This window comes from Cytobacillus sp. ABV4_503 (genome assembly GCF_056158445.1).
Genome location: NZ_JBSWTH010000001.1, coordinates 1,878,689 through 1,897,010 on the forward strand (window position 1 = coordinate 1,878,689; position 18,322 = coordinate 1,897,010).

An 18,322-nucleotide genomic window follows, 5' to 3' on the forward strand; every position below is an offset into this window, starting at 1 on the left:
TTGCAAAATACTTTTTTATGTAACTTTTATATTATTCATCATAATAAGGAGGTAATCGCAATGACCACGTATAATAAAGATCAAATCATGAAACTTTTAGAGTTAGATAAAAAGCATTATTTGCATCCAACATCTTCATTAAGACAGCATCAGGAGAGCGGTCCGAAACGGGTTTTTACAGAAGGGAAAGGGATATACTTAACCGATGTAAATGGCGTAAGTTATATTGATGCACTGGCATCACTGTGGAATGTAAATGTAGGACATGGCAGGAAAGATCTCGGGGAGGCAGCGAGCCAGCAGATGGGCAAGCTTGCTTATAGTTCCTCTTTCAATAACCTATCCCACGAATCGGTTATTCAGCTGTCAGAGAAGCTGGCAAGCATTACACCCGGTGATTTAAATGTGTTCTTCTATACTTCTGGCGGATCTGAATCAAATGATACTGCATTTAAGCTTGTGAGGCATTATTGGAAAATGAAGGGGCAGCCGGAGAAAAACAAGATAATTGGTTTAGAGCGTGCGTATCATGGAATTACAATAGGGGCGACAAGCGCAACGGGAATTCAGCAATTTCAAAATATGACAACCTCACTGGCCCCAGATTTTCTCCATGCTGCAGCCCACAAAACGAATTGTGAATTAGGTGACAAGAACGATCCGGACTTTGCCAGAAGCATTCGGGGGATTATTGAAAATGAAGGTCCCGAAAAGATTGCTGCGGTTATAGTGGAACCGATTCAGGGGGCAGGCGGAGTTATTATCCCGCCGAATGGATATTTAGAAGCTGTGCGGGAGCTTTGTGATCAATACGGCATCTTAATGATAGCTGATGAAGTTATTTGCGGTTTTGGCAGGACAGGAAAAATGTTCGGAGTCGATCATTGGAATGTTATACCTGATGTCATGTGTATGGCGAAGGGAATAACGAGTGGTTATATTCCGCTGGGAGCGGTCGCGATTACTGAACGCTTAAGGGACAGCTTGGCTGAATTGTCGGATGATGTCTTATTCCATGGATTTACTTATAGCGGTCATCCCGCTGCCTGTGCAGTTGCTTTAAAAAATATCGAAATTATTGAAAAAGAAAATTTGCCGGCTCATGCAAGTAAGATGGAAAAAGAACTGAAAAAAGGCTTTGAATATTTGACTGAGAATCATTCGCTGGTGACAAAATCACGGGCAAAGGGTTTGATTGGCGCATTTGAATTGTTTGAGGATAGGGAAAAGGGAATTCCCTTTAAACCTGAGAAAATGGCTGCCCAACAGCTGGTTGAAGAATGTCTAACCCGAGGATTAATTGTGAGGGCCGTTACCTTTGGAGGAACAAACATAATAGCCCTCTCACCACCGCTTATTATTAATAAAGAAGAAATTGAAAAAATGATTTCGATCTTCTCGGATGCCATTCAGGCGGTTGAAAAGAGTTTAAAATTACAAAGTGTTTAATAGTTAATATTGATTGGTGCCTATTCATTAGAGTAGGCACTAGAAACAGATAAAAAATCAGAAAATTAATTATATTTAGACTAATAGAGGGTTTGCTTGGGTTTTCTTCATCAAAAAAATTTGAGTGGAGGTAAGCGAATGAGTGAAAACAGGTTTATAAAAACACTAGGAAACCGTGATGTACTTACTCTTGCATTTGGGGCAATGATAGGCTGGGGCTGGGTTGTTACTGCAGGCCTATGGATTACAGAAGCTGGCTCATTGGGTGCTATTCTTGCCTTTGTTATTGGAGGCTTGCTTGTTACTTTTGTTGGTCTAACCTATGCAGAATTGGCATCGGCTCTTCCATTGGCAGGCGGGGAACATGTTTATAGTTTTAAAGCCATGGGCAGGGTAGCCAGTTTTATAACTACATGGGCAATAATTTTAGGGTATGTTTCTGTAGTTGCGTTCGAAGCAGTTGCACTGCCAACGGTTTTTGAGTATTTGATCCCTAATTATAGTAAAGGCTACTTATACACAGTGGCAGATTGGGATGTTACGATAACATGGGCAGGGGTAGGTATCATAGGCTCTATTTTTATCGCCTGGATAAATTATCGCGGCATTAAATTCTCTACTGCTGCCATGTTCATTTTAACATTATTAATTTTAATTGCGGGTGTTTTATTAATAACAGGCAGTTCTTTTTCAGGAAACACACAAAATATGCAGCCATTATTTGAAAAAGGAATGGCAGGGATACTTACCGTTGTGATCATGACGCCATTCATGTTTGTTGGGTTTGATGTCATTCCACAGGCAGCAGAAGAAATAAAGCTTCCACAGAAGCAAATTGGTAAATTATTAATTGTATCTGTTATTATGGCAATTGTTTGGTATATTGCGGTAATTTTCGGCGTTTCCCGTGTGCTAAGTCCCTCTGAAATTGCTCAATCCAATCTTGTTACAGCTGACGCAATGGCAAAAGCCTTTGGAGATAGTCAAATGATGGGAAATCTTCTAGTACTCGGAGGAATAGGCGGAATTCTGACAAGCTGGATTGGGTTCTATGTAGGGGGAAGCCGGGCAATCTATGCACTTGCAAGGGCAGGGATGCTTCCAAAATCTTTAGGAGAACTCCACCCAAAATATAATACCCCTCATAAAGCCATTTTATTGATTGCTGTTTTATCTACAGCTGCACCATTGTTAGGAAGGCCCGCCTTAGTCTGGCTGGTTGATGCAGGCGGTTTGGGTCTAGTAGTAGCTTGGTTTATGGTAGCACTTTCTTTTGTTATTTTGCGTAAAAAGGCTCCAGATATGTACAGGCCATTCCGTCTTCATGGAGGAACCGCGATTGGTTGGATTGCGGTCTTTATGTCTCTTGGCGTTAGTATTTTATATATGCCAGGAATGCCTTCAGCATTAATCTGGCCTTACGAATGGGCCATCGTATTTGCCTGGATTATCCTCGGCTTTGTTTTTTATAAAACCTCCATGTCTAAATACGGAACAGAATACTCTAATAAACATATGAATGACGAAATAGCCCGAGTCATAACATACGACAACCAAACCGACATAAAGGAAAAAAGCAGCTAATGGGTCAGGTATCTATAGCACTAAAGCAAACTGGTATAGGTACCTGGTACATTTTTTGAGTATAAAAAAAGTGCAGCTGTTTCAAAATAAAAACACTTTCAACTATGGAGGGTCCATGATGGGTGAAAAGTGTTTTTATTGCACTGATGAGATTGAAGGAAATCAATTGCATCTGATTACATTTGATGTGGCCGATCAAGAGAGAGAAGAAGTTTTATGTAAAGGCTGTTATCATGAATGGCTGCATGGGATTAAGGAATAGAAAAGAGTATTGGGAGGCTATTATGAAAAAAGATAATAATCAGTTCCGCCCTGAAAGCAGCAATGAGGGATTTAGTTGTGAGTCTTCGTCAAAAGGGACACTTGAAATTAGTTCAACAGGGTATGGGCTAGAGTCTGTTCCGAAAGAAGAAGCCGGCCATCGGGAAAATTCACCCGGCTGTGGGGGATTATAATGAAAGCGTCTGCTGCTGCAGGCGTTTTTTTAATTCAGGAAAAAAGGTACAAACTGAGCTGCTGTTATGCAGGAATACCTCTTTCCCGACTTGAATACAATATGAAAATGGAAACGACTTCCTAAAAAGAGAAAGGAAGAATACAAGAAAAAGCTGGGGGAAAAATGAGGAAGCTAAAATGGGGAATTTTATTAATGTTGATTGGTAGTTTAATAGGATTAGCCGGGTGTTCAGGGAAAGCAGCAGGAGATAATGAGCCGGAGAAAAAGCCGGCAGAAGAGAAGGTAAAGGAGGAAGAACTGGCCAAAGAGGAGGCAAGGGAAGAAGAGCAGGCAAAAGAGGAGGAGAAGAAGGAAGAAGTAAAACCGATTGTGGTTAATGTTACCGATCCTAATACAAAGGCTGTGCTTAAGACCTTTAGCCCTGCTGAGATGGGGTTTGGAAATGACGATGAAAAATATAAAGCAAATCTGGCCCAATGGGCCAAAGAACTGGCGCGTGGTACGGATACAAAGCAAGGCTATGACCAAAGGATGACCCTTGATAAAATAGGACCGGATGGGAAGGTAATTAAAGGGCAGCCCGAAATCATTCTTGAAGAAAATGAACTAGTGGATAAGATTATTGCTGCGTCTGTAAGCGGAGGGGATGTTGAATTGCCTCTCTATGTTACTGAAAGCGGATATAGCCCTGAAGATGTTCCGAGCTTGGATGAAGTGGTAGTCGCCTCTTATACGACCTACTTCAATAGCGGAGTAGCCGGCAGAACGAAAAATATAGAGCTTTCCGCCGAGGCCATTAATAATATTATCCTTGGTGAGGGCGACCATTTTTCCTTTAATACAACAGTGGGTCCAAGTGACGCAGCCCATGGTTATCAGCCGGCAGAAGAAGCTATCAATGGTAAGCTTGTTATGGGAATTGGAGGCGGGATCTGCCAGACTTCCTCCACTTTATTTAACGCAGTTGACAAGGTCGGGGTAAGCTATGTAGAAAAGCATCACCATTCCGTAACAGTAGGTTATGTTCCAAAAGGAAGAGATGCAACGGTATCTTATGGAGGCAAAGATTTTAGATTTGAAAACACAACTGGCATACCCCTCCTTGTAAAAGCACATTTCGGTAATGGCGTACTGACTATCGAGCTAAGAACCTCCAAGGAATATTCAGGAATTTTGAAAAAAGCTGTTTAATAAGTGCCGGGTACCTGGACCCTTTAGCAAACTGGTATAGGTACCTGGGAATTAATGTTGAAATATTCAGTTAATTATTATATAATGAGCTTAACAAACCGATGACAGCAATTTCCTTGCTGCATGCACGGCTTGAAGTTTTAATTCAAATTAATGCCCCAAGGATTGACTTTGTTCACTTGAACTTCCTTTCCGGAAGACGAGCCTTGAATAAGAGTCAGTAAGGCTTTCAATGTCTTAATTGACATTGTCTGTTTTGCTGACTCTTTTTGTTTTTTTAAATTTATGAAAGAGGTGAAAAAGTGAAGGGTGCTTTAGCGGGAATCCGAATAATCGATGTATCAAGGGTGCTGGCCGGTCCTTTTTGCTCCATGATTCTTGGTGATTTAGGAGCCGAGGTGATTAAGATAGAGCATTATAAAACCGGTGATGAAACACGGGGCTGGGGTCCGCCTTTTTTAAATGGAGAAAGTGCCTATTATTTATGTGCGAATAGGAATAAGCAGAGCATTTCACTAAACCTAAAAGCTGAAGAGGGGAAAGAAATTTTCAGGAAACTTGTCTCAACAGGAGACGTAGTTGTGCAAAACTTCAAATCAGGGACGCTGGAAAAAATGAACTTGGGCTACGAAAGTTTGAAAGAAATGAACCCTTCTTTAATTATGGCTTCCATTACTGGATTTGGTTTAACCGGACCATATAAGGACTTGCCGGGATATGACTACATTATTCAGGCGATGAGCGGACTAATGAGCATAACTGGAGAGCCGGATGGGAGCCCATTGAAGGTAGGTGTTGCAATTGCGGATGTACTAACCGGCCTTTATACATGTATAGGCATCTTATCTGCTCTCCAGCATCGGAACAAAACAGGGGAGGGGCAGGAAATTGATATTTCCTTAATGGATTGCCAGGTTTCTTCACTAATTAATGTTGCCAGCAATTATTTATGCAGCGGAGTAACTCCAAAACGTTTAGGAAACCATCACCCAAATATAGTTCCATACCAGGTGTTTTCTGCAAAAGATGGTGAACTTGTTATAGCAGTAGGGAATGATGAGCAATTTAAGCGATTTTCAGCTGCTTTGGGCAGGCAGGACTTATCTGAAATGAATGAGTTTATTCATAATGAGAACCGTTTGGAGAATAAATCGAAGCTTATTCCAATACTTGAAGAACTGCTCTCAAAAAAAACAAAAAAGGAGTGGAAAGACATTTTGGATAAAGCGGCAATTCCCAACGGCCCTATCAATACTGTTCAAGAAATTTTTGATGACCCGCAAATAAGATCCAGAGAAATGGTAGTCGATATGGATCATCCTTATATTGAAACTCTTAGACTTACCGGTTCACCGATTAAGCTCTCTAAATCACCTGTAAAAATGAGGCATCATCCTCCCATGTTTGGTGAGCACACAGAAAGCATTTTGGAGCAACTCGGTTACCATCCCGACCAAATTGACAGGTTTAGAAAAAATCAAATTATATAGGAGGAATTGAAATGATGAACTTCGAATTATCTGATGAACAGCAAAGTGTGAAAAAATTAGTGAAAAGGTTTGTAGACAAGGAAATTATTCCAAATATTCAGGAGTGGGACCGACAAGGTCAATTTGAACCTTCAATACTAAAAAAATTAGCTGAATTGCATTTAATGGGTGTTTGTATCCCTGAGGAATATGGCGGTGCAGGGATGGATTACAACACTTTGGCAATTGTCTGTGAAGAGCTGGAGCGTGGAGATACTGCCTACCGTACTGCGGTATCTGTCCATACAGGATTAAATAGTATGACATTGCTTCAATGGGGAACCGAAGAGCAAAAACAGAAGTATTTAGTGCCGCAAGCACAAGGCAAACAGGTAGGAGCATTTGGCTTAACCGAGCCCAATGCAGGGTCGGATGTAGCTGCAATGAATTCAACTGCCATGCGGGATGGAGACTCTTATATTCTAAATGGATCAAAGACGTGGATTTCACTTTGTGATGCAGCGGATAATTTCCTGATTTTTGCTAAAACAGAACATGATATTGGGCACAAGGGTATTACTGGATTTATAGTTGAACGAAACTTCCCGGGTGTAGAAACCAAGGCCATTAAAGGAAAGCTGGGAATAAGGGCAGGCAACACGGGAGAGGTATTTTTGTCTGATGTAAGAGTGCCTGTATCAAATAGGCTTGGTGAAGAAGGAGAAGGTTTTAAAATTGCCATGTCAGCATTAGATAATGGCCGATTTACTGTAGCAGCAGGGGCGGTTGGCTTAATTGAAGCCAGTCTGGAATCCAGTCTAAAATATTGCCATGAACGCAAAACTTTTGGCAAGGAAATAGGAAGGCATCAGCTCGTTCAGCAGATGATTGCAAAAATGAGTGCCAATTTGGAGATTTCCAGATTGCTTGTGTTTAAAGCAGGCTGGCTAAAAAATCAAGGGAAAAGGAATACAAAAGAAACGTCCCTTGCGAAATGGATAGCATGCAATGCAGCTTTCGAAGCTGCCAATGATGCCGTTCAAATCCACGGTGCATATGGCTATTCAGATGAATATCCGGTTGAGCGCTTTTTAAGAAACTCAAAAGCTCCGGTGATTTACGAGGGAACAAGAGAAATTCACACTATTATGCAAGGAGAATATGCTCTGGGATACAGGGAGGATAAGCCGCTTCGAAAGCAGCTGCCAGCGTGGCCATTTGAAGAAGTATCAGTCCATTAAGTAAGGGAAACATGACAGATAGCATTCTGTTTAATTGGCAAACACCCATTTTCCTGAGAGTGACAAAAGGGAGAACAATAGTATGAACACTTATTTTATTGCCGGCCATGCCAAACTTCCGCAGGGTATGGCTGCGAGAAACCTATATGATTCTATTACAATTACATTGGAACTTGACTTTAAATATGGCGTGATAGTAGATTCATCATGTACACTCGCCACTCAGCATGGTCGTGAATATATCCGCCAGCTTCTTAGAGGCTATTGTTTGGGGGAAGGGGTTGAAGAACTCATAGAAAAGGTTCAGCACCATTATCGAGGGAAAGCCGGACAGGCGATTCAGGCAGCACTTAAGGATGTCTATCTCCAGTATGAGCTTGTTTTGTCTAAATAAATTATCAGGAGAACCTAGCCAGGTAAAGGCTGTAGAAGTGTTTGGACTCTGTTCGATGAATAAATAAGCAAAAAGCGGAGGGGTTTGTCCACACCTTTTCAGTCCCTTTTAATACAATAATATAGAAGATCTCCTCCCTAAGGATCTTTGGTCTGCATAGTCGCCGCTAATCTGCCAGCCGGATTAGCGGCATTTTTTTATTTTTGATGCAAATAATCGTGAAAGGAAGAGAATTTTCTGTAAATATATGAGTTAATAGGTAAAAAGAACCTGACTTACCGGGTGCGTTCATGTTAAATTATAAGTAGAATATCCTATTTTATCTGGAAATGAGGAAAAGTCATGAAATTATCTGTGGCAAAAAAACTGTTCCTCGGGTTTTTATCTGTCCTTTTATTATTTGGTCTTGTCTCCGGTTTATCGAATTTTGAACTCAGTAACGTTAACCGAAATTATCAGAGCTTACTAGATGAAAATGTCTCTGAAGTGATGCTTGTAAAAACCCTGAAGGCAGAGCTTATGAATGAAGCAGGGGGAATCCGCGGCTATCTCCTGACAGGTGACTCTACATATCTTAGTGACTATGAAAGTTCCCGCAAGAGAATGGAACATCATATCAATGAACTGAATAAATTAACCAGCAATAAAGAAGAAAAGGAATTGGCGAAGGAGCTGAAAGTGCTCCATGATCGCTACCAGAGCATTATTGATAAAGAAATTAAATTTAAGCTGGAAGATAATAATGCATACATGTCATTAGTTGAAACCTCTGATAAACAGGTCAGCCAGGAATTCAACAAAAAAGCGGATGAACTTGTAAAATTTTATGAAGCCCAATTAGATGCTGGGATAAATGAAACAGTTTCCAGCGTAAAATCAGCTAAGTTCATTACTTTAATCATTACGATTACTGCCATCCTGTCTGCGATGACGATCGCTTATTTTATAAGCAGAAAGATTTCAAGGCCGATAAATCTGGCTGCAGCTATGATAGACAAGGTAGCTGGAGGAGATTTAAGCCAGGGCTCCATTAAAGTGAAAAACAGGGATGAAATAGGAGCGTTTATTTTATCTTTAAATAAGATGGTAAAAGATTTGAGATCTGTGGTCAGCCAGGTAAGAAGCACTTCAGAACAAGTTGCATCAAGCAGTGAGGAACTGGCTGCGAGTGCAGAGGAAAGTTCATTGGCTTCTGAACAGGTTGCAGCTATTTCACAAAAAAATGCCCTTGGCACTGAACAGCAGCTTTACCGTTTTAGAGAGGTATCTTCTTCAATGGAGGAGATTGCTTACGGAATGCAGCAGATTTCTTCTAGCAGCGAGCTAATGCTTGAAGCAGCAGAAAAAACTGATTACTTGACTAAAAAAGGCACTAAATCAGTCGAAAATGTTGTAAGGCAGATGAATGAAATAAATACTTCTGTAGGAGAAGCCACACAGTATATTTATACGCTCGAATCACGATCAAAAGAAATCAGCAATATCGTGGAACTGATCACCGCTATCGCGGAGCAGACCAATTTGCTTGCACTCAATGCAGCCATTGAAGCTGCAAGGGCTGGTGAACATGGCAGGGGCTTTTCGGTTGTAGCTGATGAAGTCCGCAAACTCGCAGAGGGTTCCAAACAATCTGCTGTTCAGATTCAGCAAATGATTGGAATTGTTCAGGAAGAAACAAAGCAGGCTGTTCAGGCAATGGAGAAAGGGAATGAACAGGTAAAAGATGGCCTTGAAGATACGATGGAAGCAAGTGCTGCTTTTGCCGAAATCAGCCATTCAATGGGCGATGTAACACATAAAGTCGAGGAAGTTTCATCCTCAGTGGAGGAACTGACGGCCTTAACCAGCCAGATCATTGAAGTCATGACAAATGTGCAGGACATTTCAGAAAAAAATGCAGCAGCTTCACAGGAAACGTCTGCCGCAACAGAAGAACAGCTTGCTACAATGGAAGAAGTATCATCATCATCCGGGTCACTTGCAAAACTAGCTGAAGAATTGCAGGAAGTTGTGTCGAGATTTAAATTATAAAAGGGACTCAGCTGAGTCCCTTTTGTACTATAAGATTTTGATGGTTAATGGATACAGATATGGAATAAACGGCTCCTCAATTTCTTTCCATTCCTTAATTTTAATCAGAGGCAGCTCTGTCCCATTATAGGCTGCCTTGTCTATGACTCCGCTAACTTTGACCCACATATTATCATAGAGTTCCGGAGCTTCCTCCATTTCTGATAGAAAGCCAATCATACTTGCATCTGCCACACAATGTGTAATCAAAAACCTCGAAATGACAAGCTGATTGGAACCAAGTCCTTCTTCTTTATATATAAATCCCTGAAATTCAATTTCCCTGCCAATGAATTTATCAATATCTTTACTGATTTCCTCATAATACAAACTAAAAACTTTATCATCCATCTTAATAGCAGGAGCCGAATAAAGGTCCTTTTTTAATTGCTCAAACTCTTCATTGGATATTTCCTCTACTTCTTCATTTACAGAAAGGTCATGCTCCAGCTCCTCTCCTTCTTCCAGCTCTTCTTCAAATGAAAAGTCTTCAAGTTCAAAGTCTGATACATCTGCCTTTTCATCAGAGCCAGCCGATGTATTCACCTCTTGTTTTTGATTGCCAAGTATGGCCAGCCCGCCTTTCTTTTCAGCAATGGAAGCATCAAGCGTCTTTGCAGGCAAGAAGAATCCTGTTAATAACGGAATTAATATAATGGAATATGACAGCAGCTTTTTACCAGTAAACGGTGTATCTCCATGGTCATGATCATGAGAACAGCTTTGATCATCATGGCGGGAGCAGTCCTGACCGTGGTGGTGTTCGTGAACAACTTCTTCTCTTTGGTAGGTCCATATCCTGGTAATCTGAATAAAAAATAAAAATAAAAATAGAATGGAAGCGGATTGGCTTAACCGGACATATTTTGGATTAATATATTTAGTTATGTCTCCTGTATAATGGAGCTGAAAAATCAGTCCGCAAAAAGCCAGTAGAATCAGCGCCCTCAACGCCTGCTGAAAATGGATTTTCATAGCAATCCTCCTAAATGAAATTCTGTACAAGAAGTAGCGTGAAAAAGACAACGGAAGCAGTCAGCGCTAATACCCCAAGAACAAACTTCATCCTAAACACACTAAGCATCATGATTGTATTTTTAAAATCGATCATCGGCCCGAAGATCAAAAACCCCAGTATGGAAGACTTAGGAAATATGCTGCTGAATGAAGCACCAATAAATGCGTCGGCCTCGGAGCATAGTGACAAAACATAAGCAAAACCCATCATGATCAGCAAGGATACTACCGGATTATCTGCACTTTGCAAAAATGTTTTTGCCGGCATATAGACTTGTACAATGGAAGCTAATAAAGCACCAATAATTAAATATTTGGCCATGTCAAAAAATTCATCGATTGAATGGGTCAGCATCGACCAAACCCTGTCAAGGAAGGAACGATTTTTTTCGCTGCTGTGGGGCAAGTGAATACTTTCCTTTAATTGCCCGGACTTAAAGATGATGCTCACGCTAAAGGCAACTATTATGGCAATTAGGAATCCCAGTCCCATTCGTAAGCCCGCCATTTCAAAATCGTTTCCAAAAGCCATGTATGTAGAAGCAATGACGATGGGATTAATCAGGGGGCCAGTCAGCATAAAACCAATCGCTGCATATACTGGAACACCCTTAGACATAAGCCGCCGGATGATGGGGACAATACCGCATTCACACGCTGGAAAAAGGGCGCCTGCCACACAGCTCATGACAACAGCAGCCGTTCTATTTTTCGGAATCCACCTTTTTATATGGTCTTCTGTAATGAAAATTTGGATAAACCCTGCAATCAGCACACCTATCAGGACAAAAGGCAACGCTTCTATTAGGATGCTGATAAAGATAACATTCAGATTTAACAGAGAAGGGGGAATATCAAAAGATAAACCTAAGCCAGAGCTGAAAGATATGAAATATACCAGAATGGCTATCAAAATTATGCCCGTTATATCAATGATATGGCTGCGAAAAACTCGGTTCATAAGTATCCTCCTGTATTTAAAAATCGTAATGATTTCGTTTTATACTCTATATTAATTTTATGAAAATGTAAATGGGATTATGAGCATTTTGAAAGGATAGGAGAATGGAAGGGGAAAAAAATATATAGTTAATCCTTGCAATCGAAAGAAAATTTTAATATGATTTAAATCGTAATAATTACGATTTATTAAAAACCCACCAATATTTTCGAGTCAACACTACATCTAATCAGATGAGGGGGTACTAACCTGCTGTAAATCGTAATGAATACTATTTATGTTAAAAGGAGAGAATCCATGACACAGAAGATACCCGTCACTGTACTGAGCGGCTATTTAGGTTCAGGAAAGACCACTCTGCTGAACCACATTTTAAATAATCGCGGCAATAAGAAAATGGCAGTTATTGTGAATGATATGAGTGAAGTCAACATTGACGCATCCATGGTAAAAAAAGGCGGGTTTTCCAGAACCAATGAAAAACTGGTGGAGCTTCAAAACGGCTGCATCTGCTGTACTTTGAGAGAAGACTTAATGATAGAAGTGGAAAGGCTGGTTAACGAAGGAGATATCGAAAATATCCTGATTGAATCCTCAGGCATCTCAGAACCTGTTCCGGTTGCTCAGACCTTTACTTATATGGATGAAAGTTTAGGAGTTAATCTTTCGGAAAGATGCACGCTTGACACAATGGTAACAGTTGTAGATGCAAATCGATTTTGGCATGACTTTGCATGCGGAGAAACTCTGCTGGACCGTAAACAGGGCACAGATGAAAGTGATGTACGGGAAGTTGTTGATTTATTAATTGACCAAATAGAATTTGCGAATGTCATAGTGCTGAACAAGATGGATTTGGTTGATCCGGAAAGCGCTGATGAGCTTAAGGCAGTATTAGAAAAGTTAAATCCTGAAGCGAAAATTATTAAAGCCGTACATTCAGAGATTGAACCGGAAGAGATCCTTAATACTCGTCTTTTTGATTTTGAAACGGCGAGCCAGGGAGCAGGCTGGATTAAGGAGCTTAATGAGGAACACACACCGGAAACGGAAGAATATGGAATTTCATCCTTTGTATATAAAAGGAAAAGGCCTTTCCATCCAGAAAGATTCATGCAATGGCTGGAGGATTTCCCTGCAGATATTGTGAGAGCCAAAGGCTTTTTCTGGTTGGCGTCACGTAATGACATGGCCGGGCTCCTGTCCCAGGCAGGACCGTCCATAACACTGCAAGGTGCTGGCGAATGGATTGCAGCCCTTCCAGAGGCGGAAAAAAACAAAATTTTAAAGGAAGAACCAGAACTGCTTGATAGATGGGATAACGTTTTTGGAGACAGGATGACAGAACTTGTATTTATTGGCATGGGTATGAAAAATGAAGAGATTGAATCAAGACTGGATGATTGTTTACTAACGGAAAAAGAAATGTGTTCAGACTGGAGCATGCTGGCTGACCGGCTGCCAGCTTATTATTCTAATATGATGGAGGAAGTGAAATGAGAGTGAAAATTACTTTGGCATGCACAGAAACAGGGGATCTCAATTATATTACAACCAAAAATAAAAGAAATAATCCTGATCGGATTGAAATAATGAAATACTCTCCAAAACTAAAAAAACACACCCTTCACAGGGAAACAAAATAACATTATCGTTCCCTTTAATGTTTGGCGGAGTACTGGCGAAAACTAACAGAGCACTCTGAAATATTATCTTGCTTTTTCCTGTTCTTGCAGATATGCTCAAAATAGGAGATATACGGAAGGGGAATTGAGATTCTATTATGTGGCAGAACTTGTAATCATTTAAAGCTTATATAGAACAGCATCTCTTAATAAAGGGAGAGATTTGTCTATTCTTATAAATGATAAAACAAGGAATGCCTGCTGTGGAAACTCAAACCATGAATGGCAGATACCTTGTTGTGTATCTGCCTTTTTATTGGAATCTTTATCTCCAGGCTAGCTGCAGCAGGCCCAAAATGGAGGGAACGCTGAATGGATCAGCAGAATAAAACTGCAATTGTTACAGGCGTCAGCAGCCATAAAGGCATTGGTGCTGCTATTTGCCGAAAGCTAGCCAGCCGAAGTTTTAATATATTTTTTACTTATTGGGATGCCGAGCCCCATTGGGAAAAAGAATTCAGCAAGGTAATATCGGAAAGCGGTGTTGCATGCAAAGGCCTTGAAGCAGACTTATCGGATGGTCAATCAGCAGAAAAGGTGCTGGAATCCGTTGCCTTAACAGTTGGAAAGCCGATGGTCCTCGTTAATAATGCAGCACATTCAACTAGAGATGGTTATCTTGATCTTGACGCAAAAACTCTGGACGCACACTATGCGGTTAATATGAGAGCCGTATTTCTTCTTTGTACAGAATTCTCCAAAAGATTTCCGGAATGGAAGTTGCCATATGGAAGAATTATTAATATGACTTCAGGACAGGAGCTGGGACCAATGCCCGGTGAACTGGCCTATGCTTCTACTAAAGCAGCCATTACGACATTTACCAGATCTCTGTCAACAGAAATTGCTCATTTAGGAATAACCGTCAATGCGATTAACCCTGGTCCCACCGACTCCACATGGATGAATGCGGAGATAAGAAATCACCTTTTGCCTAAATTTCCTGCCGGCAGAATCGGCCAGCCTGAAGACGCAGCCAATCTGGCAGCATTTCTGGCAAGTGAAGATTCAAAGTGGGTAACAGGGCAGGTGATTCATTCCGAGGGAGGGTTTATTCGCGGGTAACCTAAAGGCAAGTGACATTTATTTAACAAATCTCTGCTATTTATATCATTTTTGATACAAAATACCCAAAAGGGTTTATTGATCTCCTCCAAATGTGTATAAATAGAAGTTATAGAGGAGAGAGACCTATGTTAAATTTATTAAATGACCCTGATTTTGTGCAAAAGTGTGAAACTGCTTCCCCGCTTGAAATAGTTGAACATTTAACAGGCGGCAATATTAGAGGATTGGAAAAAATCGCTTTGGGTACGCTTGCAAACAGAAAACAGCTGCCGCAAAATGTCGTGAATGTCCTGATTGTTTATTTTTTCAGCACATTTGCCAATAAAGTATATGACCGAAATGATCTTGCAAGGCTTTATGATTCCTGGGCATCGAATCATGTATACAGTTTTGCAAAAGCACAGGAAATGACAGCAGAAGATATTGAAAAAGTCCTGGCCGGCTTAAAATAATAGAGTAAATAAAAAGTTCAGCCCAAGCGGGATGAACTTTTTTTGATATAACCTATTTCTTTTTATTGCTGTATGCACCTTCTATTGTCTGTTTCATCATTTGATGTCCGAGCACTGCAACACCTGCCGCAACAATTCCGTTAAGGAGCCCTTCAAAAGAAAACCCAAATGCAAAGCTGCCTGCGGAAACCGAAATGATCACAAGAATCCATACGATGGACCAGTCAGGGACTTTTGGTGTCTGTTTCAATGCATAACCAATTACCCACAAAGCAGGCACCAGCATGTAATAATTCTGGTTTAAAAAATCATATAAGTTCAATGCACTCACCTCCTGATATTATTTTCTATATTTTATGAAAGCCTCATATAATTGGTTTGTTTGCTCGCCTCTAAAATAGGAGAAGCTATCTTTAATAGATATATATATAATTGAATGCTGATAAATGGCGGAATAGTTTGAAAATTACCTTCTTCAGACGGCCATGCTAGTTGACATTTCTCCCTATAAATGCTAAATTTGAATCAGCCGTTATGCATCGTGTTTATATTTTGCTAGCTGCTTTTTCAACCGTTAGGCAATGGTCTGGATGAGTAATGAACGTAAAGTTATAAGCGTGTATATGGTGAATTTACACATGGCTTTTTCTAGCCAATAGGAGGATTTTTTTCATGAAAAACGGTAAAGTAAAATGGTTCAATGCTGAAAAAGGTTTCGGATTCATCGAAGGTGAAGACGGAAACGACGTATTCGTACATTACTCTGCTATCCAATCTGAAGGTTTCAAATCTTTAGAAGAAGGCCAAGAAGTTTCTTTCGAAGTTGTTGAAGGTGCACGCGGACCTCAAGCAGCTAACGTAACTAAACTATAATCGACAGACCCATACAAAAACAGCCTGGCCATATGGTCAGGCTGTTTTATTTTTCACCGATTGTATATATGTACCTGCTATGCCATACCCTATGAGAAAAAGGGAGGTGGCAATAGATGAACTTTATATGGGAATCAGTCCTTTTAATATTTTCAGGGGTATTGCTTTTGCGTGTGGCCGGAAGAAAATCCATCTCGCAAATGACACTAGCCCAAACAGTTGTGATGATTTCAATAGGCACCATCATTATTCAGCCGATCGTTGAGACTAGTGTTTGGAAAACGATTGTGGCAGCAGCTATCTTAATTGGATCATTAATATTAATGGAATATCTTCAGGTTAAGTTTAATTTTGTTGAAAAATTTATCACGGGCAAATCTAAAATAGTGATTGAGGATGGGAAACTTAAAACAGCAAATATGAGGAAATTGCGCTTTACAGCTGATCAGCTGGAAATGAGGCTCAGAACCAGCGGAATCACAAAAATTTCAGATGTCAAAATGGCAACTCTTGAACCGAATGGACAGCTTGGGTATGAGTTAATGAATGATGCGAAGCCTTTAACTGTTGGAGAGTTTAAAAGGCTTATGGGAGAAATGATTTTGCAGTCACCCGTTCAGCCTGCACCTCAAGCCTCAGATGATATTTTTCAGGAGCTGAAAAAGGGGCATAACCCTCCAAATTCTAAAGAACTTCACTAGTTTTTAGCCGCATTGCGGCTTTTTTTAATTTCAATCCCCGTTATTCACCTTTAAAGTATTATTCAGATTCTTAATCCACAACAAAAAAGTGCTTGAAGTTTCACGAGTTTCCTGTATAATTTTCAAACGTGAGTTATTTCAGAATAATTTCATATGAATCGCTTATCAAGAGAGACTGAGGGACTGGCCCGAAGATGTCTCGGCAGCGGGCTCTATAGAGCGCTGTGCCAAATCCAGCAAGCATAGGTGCTTGGCAGATAAGAAGAGAACGATTGATTTGTTAAGATCTCTTCTTGCTTGAAGAGGTCTTTTTATTTTGCTGGAAAATTTATTCGGAGAGGAGATTTTTAATGAAAAACAAAGGCAATTCCTGGGCTTTATTGCCGCTTATGGCTTTCCTTCTAATTTTTATTGGAAGCGGCATAGCAACAGGAGATTTCAATAGCATTCCAATCATTGTCATTGTATCCGCTACAGCCGGAATAGCACTGGCAATGAACAGAAAAAAGCCGTTTATGGAAAAAGTGGAGATATTCACGAAAGGAGCAGGACATCCTGATATTATTTTAATGGCCATCATTTTTATCCTGGCAGGGGCCTTTTCTGGAACGGCTAAAGGTATGGGTGCGGTTGATTCGACCGTGAATCTTGCACTCTCATTCATCCCTCAGAATCTGCTGATGGTCGGAATTTTTATCATTGCCTGCTTTATTTCACTATCGATGGGAACGTCCATGGGGACCGTTGTGGCACTTGCTCCAATTGGTATAGCTCTTTCTGCAGAAACAGATATATCTGTAGCATTGGCCATGGCAGCAATAATAGGCGGTGCCATGTTTGGGGATAATCTTTCCGTTATTTCTGATACGACCATTGCAGCGGTCAGGACACAAGGAACGAGAATGACCGATAAATTCCGTGTGAATTTCTTAATCGTCCTGCCTGCTGCATTGCTTACAGCTTTGATTCTTGGGATTTTAACTGCTGGTCAGGAAAGCGCGGTAACAAGCGGGGATTACAGTTTTTTGAAAGTTGTTCCTTATCTGGGCGTATTGGCTGCAGCTTTACTTGGCATGAATGTCATTCTTGTGCTTAGCGGGGGTATTCTGCTTGCAGGACTGATCGGAATCGCAGATGGCAGCTATACTTTTGTTTCATTCCTTCAGATGATTGCCGAGGGAATGGCCGGCATGCAGACCCTTGCGATAATCGCCATACTCATTGGCGGATTGGTTGAGATCATCCGTTTTAATGGCGGAATCGATTACTTGCTGCACATGGCTACAAGCAAAATAAAATCCCGCAGGGGAGCTGAATTTGGTATTGCGTCACTTGTCTCTCTGACCAATTTATCTACAGCCAATAACACAATTGCCATCATTATTGCAGGGCCGCTTGCCAAAAAAATTGCAGATCAATATGAGATTGATCCGCGTAAATCAGCAAGTATTCTTGATATATTTGCCTGTTTTGTACAAGGGACTATCCCATATGGGGCTCAGATGCTGGCTGCTTCCGGGCTCGCTGCCATATCTCCTGTGAGCATCATGACATATTCCATTTATCCAATATTAATTGGCATTTGCGGCATTATTGCCATTTTGATCAACTTTCCTAACCTAAAAAAGCAATAGAAGAAAGAGCCTAGGTTGGCTCTTTTTCTTTTTGAACAATGCTATGTTTTGGAAAAAATTCCTGATATAATTAGAA

At 40.6% G+C, this 18,322-nt stretch carries 19 protein-coding genes and 1 riboswitch; of the genes, 16 read left to right on the forward strand and 3 right to left on the reverse strand.

What is annotated here, in order from left to right; genetic code table 11:
* Positions 1 to 60 precede the first annotated feature (60 nt).
* The 9 genes from ACXAD1_RS09420 (at position 61) to ACXAD1_RS09460 (ending at position 9,816) form a co-directional block, all read left to right on the forward strand.
* A complete protein-coding gene (locus tag ACXAD1_RS09420) occupies positions 61 to 1,449 on the forward strand; it encodes an aminotransferase family protein (protein ID WP_370224877.1) in 1,389 nt (462 codons plus the stop codon).
* A gap of 138 nt (positions 1,450 to 1,587) precedes the next feature.
* Positions 1,588 to 3,033: an APC family permease gene (locus tag ACXAD1_RS09425; protein WP_474909896.1), complete on the forward strand. Its 1,446-nt coding sequence runs from the start codon at positions 1,588 to 1,590 to the stop codon at positions 3,031 to 3,033.
* 118 nt (positions 3,034 to 3,151) lie between these two features.
* Positions 3,152 to 3,295, forward strand: coding sequence for a hypothetical protein (locus ACXAD1_RS09430; protein WP_474909897.1), 144 nt, complete (start codon positions 3,152 to 3,154; stop codon positions 3,293 to 3,295).
* A 22-nt stretch (positions 3,296 to 3,317) separates the two neighbouring features.
* Complete coding sequence (locus tag ACXAD1_RS09435; RefSeq protein ID WP_474909898.1) at positions 3,318 to 3,488, forward strand: hypothetical protein; 171 nt, start codon at positions 3,318 to 3,320, stop codon at positions 3,486 to 3,488.
* 194 nt (positions 3,489 to 3,682) lie between these two features.
* Positions 3,683 to 4,681: a VanW family protein gene (locus ACXAD1_RS09440; protein ID WP_474909899.1), complete on the forward strand. Its 999-nt coding sequence runs from the start codon at positions 3,683 to 3,685 to the stop codon at positions 4,679 to 4,681.
* A 302-nt stretch (positions 4,682 to 4,983) separates the two neighbouring features.
* Entirely contained in the window at positions 4,984 to 6,171 is a 1,188-nt protein-coding gene (locus ACXAD1_RS09445; RefSeq protein WP_474909900.1) for a CaiB/BaiF CoA transferase family protein, read from the forward strand.
* Between the two features lie 14 nt (positions 6,172 to 6,185).
* On the forward strand, positions 6,186 to 7,391 hold the full coding sequence (locus ACXAD1_RS09450; protein WP_474911292.1) for an acyl-CoA dehydrogenase family protein: 1,206 nt from the start codon (positions 6,186 to 6,188) through the stop codon (positions 7,389 to 7,391).
* An 82-nt stretch (positions 7,392 to 7,473) separates the two neighbouring features.
* The gene (locus ACXAD1_RS09455) at positions 7,474 to 7,785 is read left to right on the forward strand and encodes a DUF3870 domain-containing protein (RefSeq protein ID WP_206837183.1); all 312 of its coding nucleotides are present in this window, start codon (positions 7,474 to 7,476) and stop codon (positions 7,783 to 7,785) included.
* A 342-nt stretch (positions 7,786 to 8,127) separates the two neighbouring features.
* Positions 8,128 to 9,816 carry a methyl-accepting chemotaxis protein gene (locus tag ACXAD1_RS09460; RefSeq protein ID WP_474909901.1) on the forward strand — a complete coding sequence of 563 codons (1,689 nt, stop codon included), beginning with the start codon at positions 8,128 to 8,130 and terminating at the stop codon, positions 9,814 to 9,816.
* A 27-nt stretch (positions 9,817 to 9,843) separates the two neighbouring features.
* Here ACXAD1_RS09460 and ACXAD1_RS09465 read toward each other — a convergent pair whose 3' ends face one another.
* A complete protein-coding gene (locus ACXAD1_RS09465; RefSeq protein WP_206837188.1) occupies positions 9,844 to 10,830 on the reverse strand; it encodes a TIGR03943 family putative permease subunit in 987 nt (328 codons plus the stop codon).
* A 10-nt stretch (positions 10,831 to 10,840) separates the two neighbouring features.
* Positions 10,841 to 11,833 carry a permease gene (locus ACXAD1_RS09470; RefSeq protein ID WP_370225034.1) on the reverse strand — a complete coding sequence of 331 codons (993 nt, stop codon included), beginning with the start codon at positions 11,831 to 11,833 and terminating at the stop codon, positions 10,841 to 10,843.
* 297 nt (positions 11,834 to 12,130) lie between these two features.
* On the opposite strand from ACXAD1_RS09470, the gene ACXAD1_RS09475 reads away from it, so the two are divergent.
* From ACXAD1_RS09475 to ACXAD1_RS09490, 4 genes are all read left to right on the forward strand, one after another.
* Positions 12,131 to 13,333, forward strand: coding sequence for a GTP-binding protein (locus ACXAD1_RS09475; protein ID WP_474909902.1), 1,203 nt, complete (start codon positions 12,131 to 12,133; stop codon positions 13,331 to 13,333).
* Positions 13,330 to 13,479 (forward strand): 50S ribosomal protein L33, encoded by a 150-nt coding sequence (rpmG, locus tag ACXAD1_RS09480; protein WP_370225036.1) that lies wholly within the window; start codon positions 13,330 to 13,332, stop codon positions 13,477 to 13,479. Before ACXAD1_RS09475 ends, rpmG begins: the two co-directional genes overlap by 4 nt.
* Positions 13,480 to 13,830: 351 nt before the next feature.
* Positions 13,831 to 14,583 carry an SDR family oxidoreductase gene (locus tag ACXAD1_RS09485; RefSeq protein WP_370225037.1) on the forward strand — a complete coding sequence of 251 codons (753 nt, stop codon included), beginning with the start codon at positions 13,831 to 13,833 and terminating at the stop codon, positions 14,581 to 14,583.
* A gap of 128 nt (positions 14,584 to 14,711) precedes the next feature.
* Positions 14,712 to 15,038: a hypothetical protein gene (locus ACXAD1_RS09490; protein WP_206837202.1), complete on the forward strand. Its 327-nt coding sequence runs from the start codon at positions 14,712 to 14,714 to the stop codon at positions 15,036 to 15,038.
* A 52-nt stretch (positions 15,039 to 15,090) separates the two neighbouring features.
* On the opposite strand, the gene ACXAD1_RS09495 is transcribed toward ACXAD1_RS09490, so the two are convergent.
* Positions 15,091 to 15,369 carry a phage holin family protein gene (locus ACXAD1_RS09495; protein WP_370225039.1) on the reverse strand — a complete coding sequence of 93 codons (279 nt, stop codon included), beginning with the start codon at positions 15,367 to 15,369 and terminating at the stop codon, positions 15,091 to 15,093.
* A 341-nt stretch (positions 15,370 to 15,710) separates the two neighbouring features.
* Between ACXAD1_RS09495 and ACXAD1_RS09500 the strand changes: the two genes are divergently transcribed.
* The 3 genes from ACXAD1_RS09500 (at position 15,711) to ACXAD1_RS09510 (ending at position 18,246) form a co-directional block, all read left to right on the forward strand.
* Positions 15,711 to 15,911 carry a cold-shock protein gene (locus ACXAD1_RS09500; protein ID WP_009334826.1) on the forward strand — a complete coding sequence of 67 codons (201 nt, stop codon included), beginning with the start codon at positions 15,711 to 15,713 and terminating at the stop codon, positions 15,909 to 15,911.
* A gap of 116 nt (positions 15,912 to 16,027) precedes the next feature.
* Positions 16,028 to 16,612 carry a DUF421 domain-containing protein gene (locus ACXAD1_RS09505; RefSeq protein ID WP_206837208.1) on the forward strand — a complete coding sequence of 195 codons (585 nt, stop codon included), beginning with the start codon at positions 16,028 to 16,030 and terminating at the stop codon, positions 16,610 to 16,612.
* A 159-nt stretch (positions 16,613 to 16,771) separates the two neighbouring features.
* Positions 16,772 to 16,876: riboswitch (SAM riboswitch) on the forward strand.
* Positions 16,877 to 16,962: 86 nt separating this feature from the next.
* Entirely contained in the window at positions 16,963 to 18,246 is a 1,284-nt protein-coding gene (locus ACXAD1_RS09510; RefSeq protein ID WP_474909903.1) for a Na+/H+ antiporter NhaC family protein, read from the forward strand.
* Positions 18,247 to 18,322: the final 76 nt, after the last annotated feature.

What these genes read in the sequence shown, in the direction of transcription:
- ACXAD1_RS09490 (WP_206837202.1), top strand. Translation starts at nt 14,712, where the DNA reads ATGTTAAATTTATTAAATGACCCTGATTTTGTGCAAAAGTGTGAAACT.
- ACXAD1_RS09440 (WP_474909899.1), top strand. Translation starts at nt 3,683, where the DNA reads ATGTTGATTGGTAGTTTAATAGGATTAGCCGGGTGTTCAGGGAAAGCA.
- ACXAD1_RS09425 (WP_474909896.1), top strand. Translation starts at nt 1,588, where the DNA reads ATGAGTGAAAACAGGTTTATAAAAACACTAGGAAACCGTGATGTACTT.
- ACXAD1_RS09465 (WP_206837188.1), bottom strand. Translation starts at nt 10,830, where the DNA reads ATGAAAATCCATTTTCAGCAGGCGTTGAGGGCGCTGATTCTACTGGCT.
- ACXAD1_RS09460 (WP_474909901.1), top strand. Translation starts at nt 8,128, where the DNA reads ATGAAATTATCTGTGGCAAAAAAACTGTTCCTCGGGTTTTTATCTGTC.
- ACXAD1_RS09435 (WP_474909898.1), top strand. Translation starts at nt 3,318, where the DNA reads ATGAAAAAAGATAATAATCAGTTCCGCCCTGAAAGCAGCAATGAGGGA.
- rpmG (WP_370225036.1), top strand. Translation starts at nt 13,330, where the DNA reads ATGAGAGTGAAAATTACTTTGGCATGCACAGAAACAGGGGATCTCAAT.
- ACXAD1_RS09450 (WP_474911292.1), top strand. Translation starts at nt 6,186, where the DNA reads ATGAACTTCGAATTATCTGATGAACAGCAAAGTGTGAAAAAATTAGTG.
- ACXAD1_RS09420 (WP_370224877.1), top strand. Translation starts at nt 61, where the DNA reads ATGACCACGTATAATAAAGATCAAATCATGAAACTTTTAGAGTTAGAT.
- ACXAD1_RS09500 (WP_009334826.1), top strand. Translation starts at nt 15,711, where the DNA reads ATGAAAAACGGTAAAGTAAAATGGTTCAATGCTGAAAAAGGTTTCGGA.
- ACXAD1_RS09455 (WP_206837183.1), top strand. Translation starts at nt 7,474, where the DNA reads ATGAACACTTATTTTATTGCCGGCCATGCCAAACTTCCGCAGGGTATG.
- ACXAD1_RS09510 (WP_474909903.1), top strand. Translation starts at nt 16,963, where the DNA reads ATGAAAAACAAAGGCAATTCCTGGGCTTTATTGCCGCTTATGGCTTTC.
- ACXAD1_RS09470 (WP_370225034.1), bottom strand. Translation starts at nt 11,833, where the DNA reads ATGAACCGAGTTTTTCGCAGCCATATCATTGATATAACGGGCATAATT.
- ACXAD1_RS09505 (WP_206837208.1), top strand. Translation starts at nt 16,028, where the DNA reads ATGAACTTTATATGGGAATCAGTCCTTTTAATATTTTCAGGGGTATTG.
- ACXAD1_RS09475 (WP_474909902.1), top strand. Translation starts at nt 12,131, where the DNA reads ATGACACAGAAGATACCCGTCACTGTACTGAGCGGCTATTTAGGTTCA.
- ACXAD1_RS09430 (WP_474909897.1), top strand. Translation starts at nt 3,152, where the DNA reads ATGGGTGAAAAGTGTTTTTATTGCACTGATGAGATTGAAGGAAATCAA.
- ACXAD1_RS09485 (WP_370225037.1), top strand. Translation starts at nt 13,831, where the DNA reads ATGGATCAGCAGAATAAAACTGCAATTGTTACAGGCGTCAGCAGCCAT.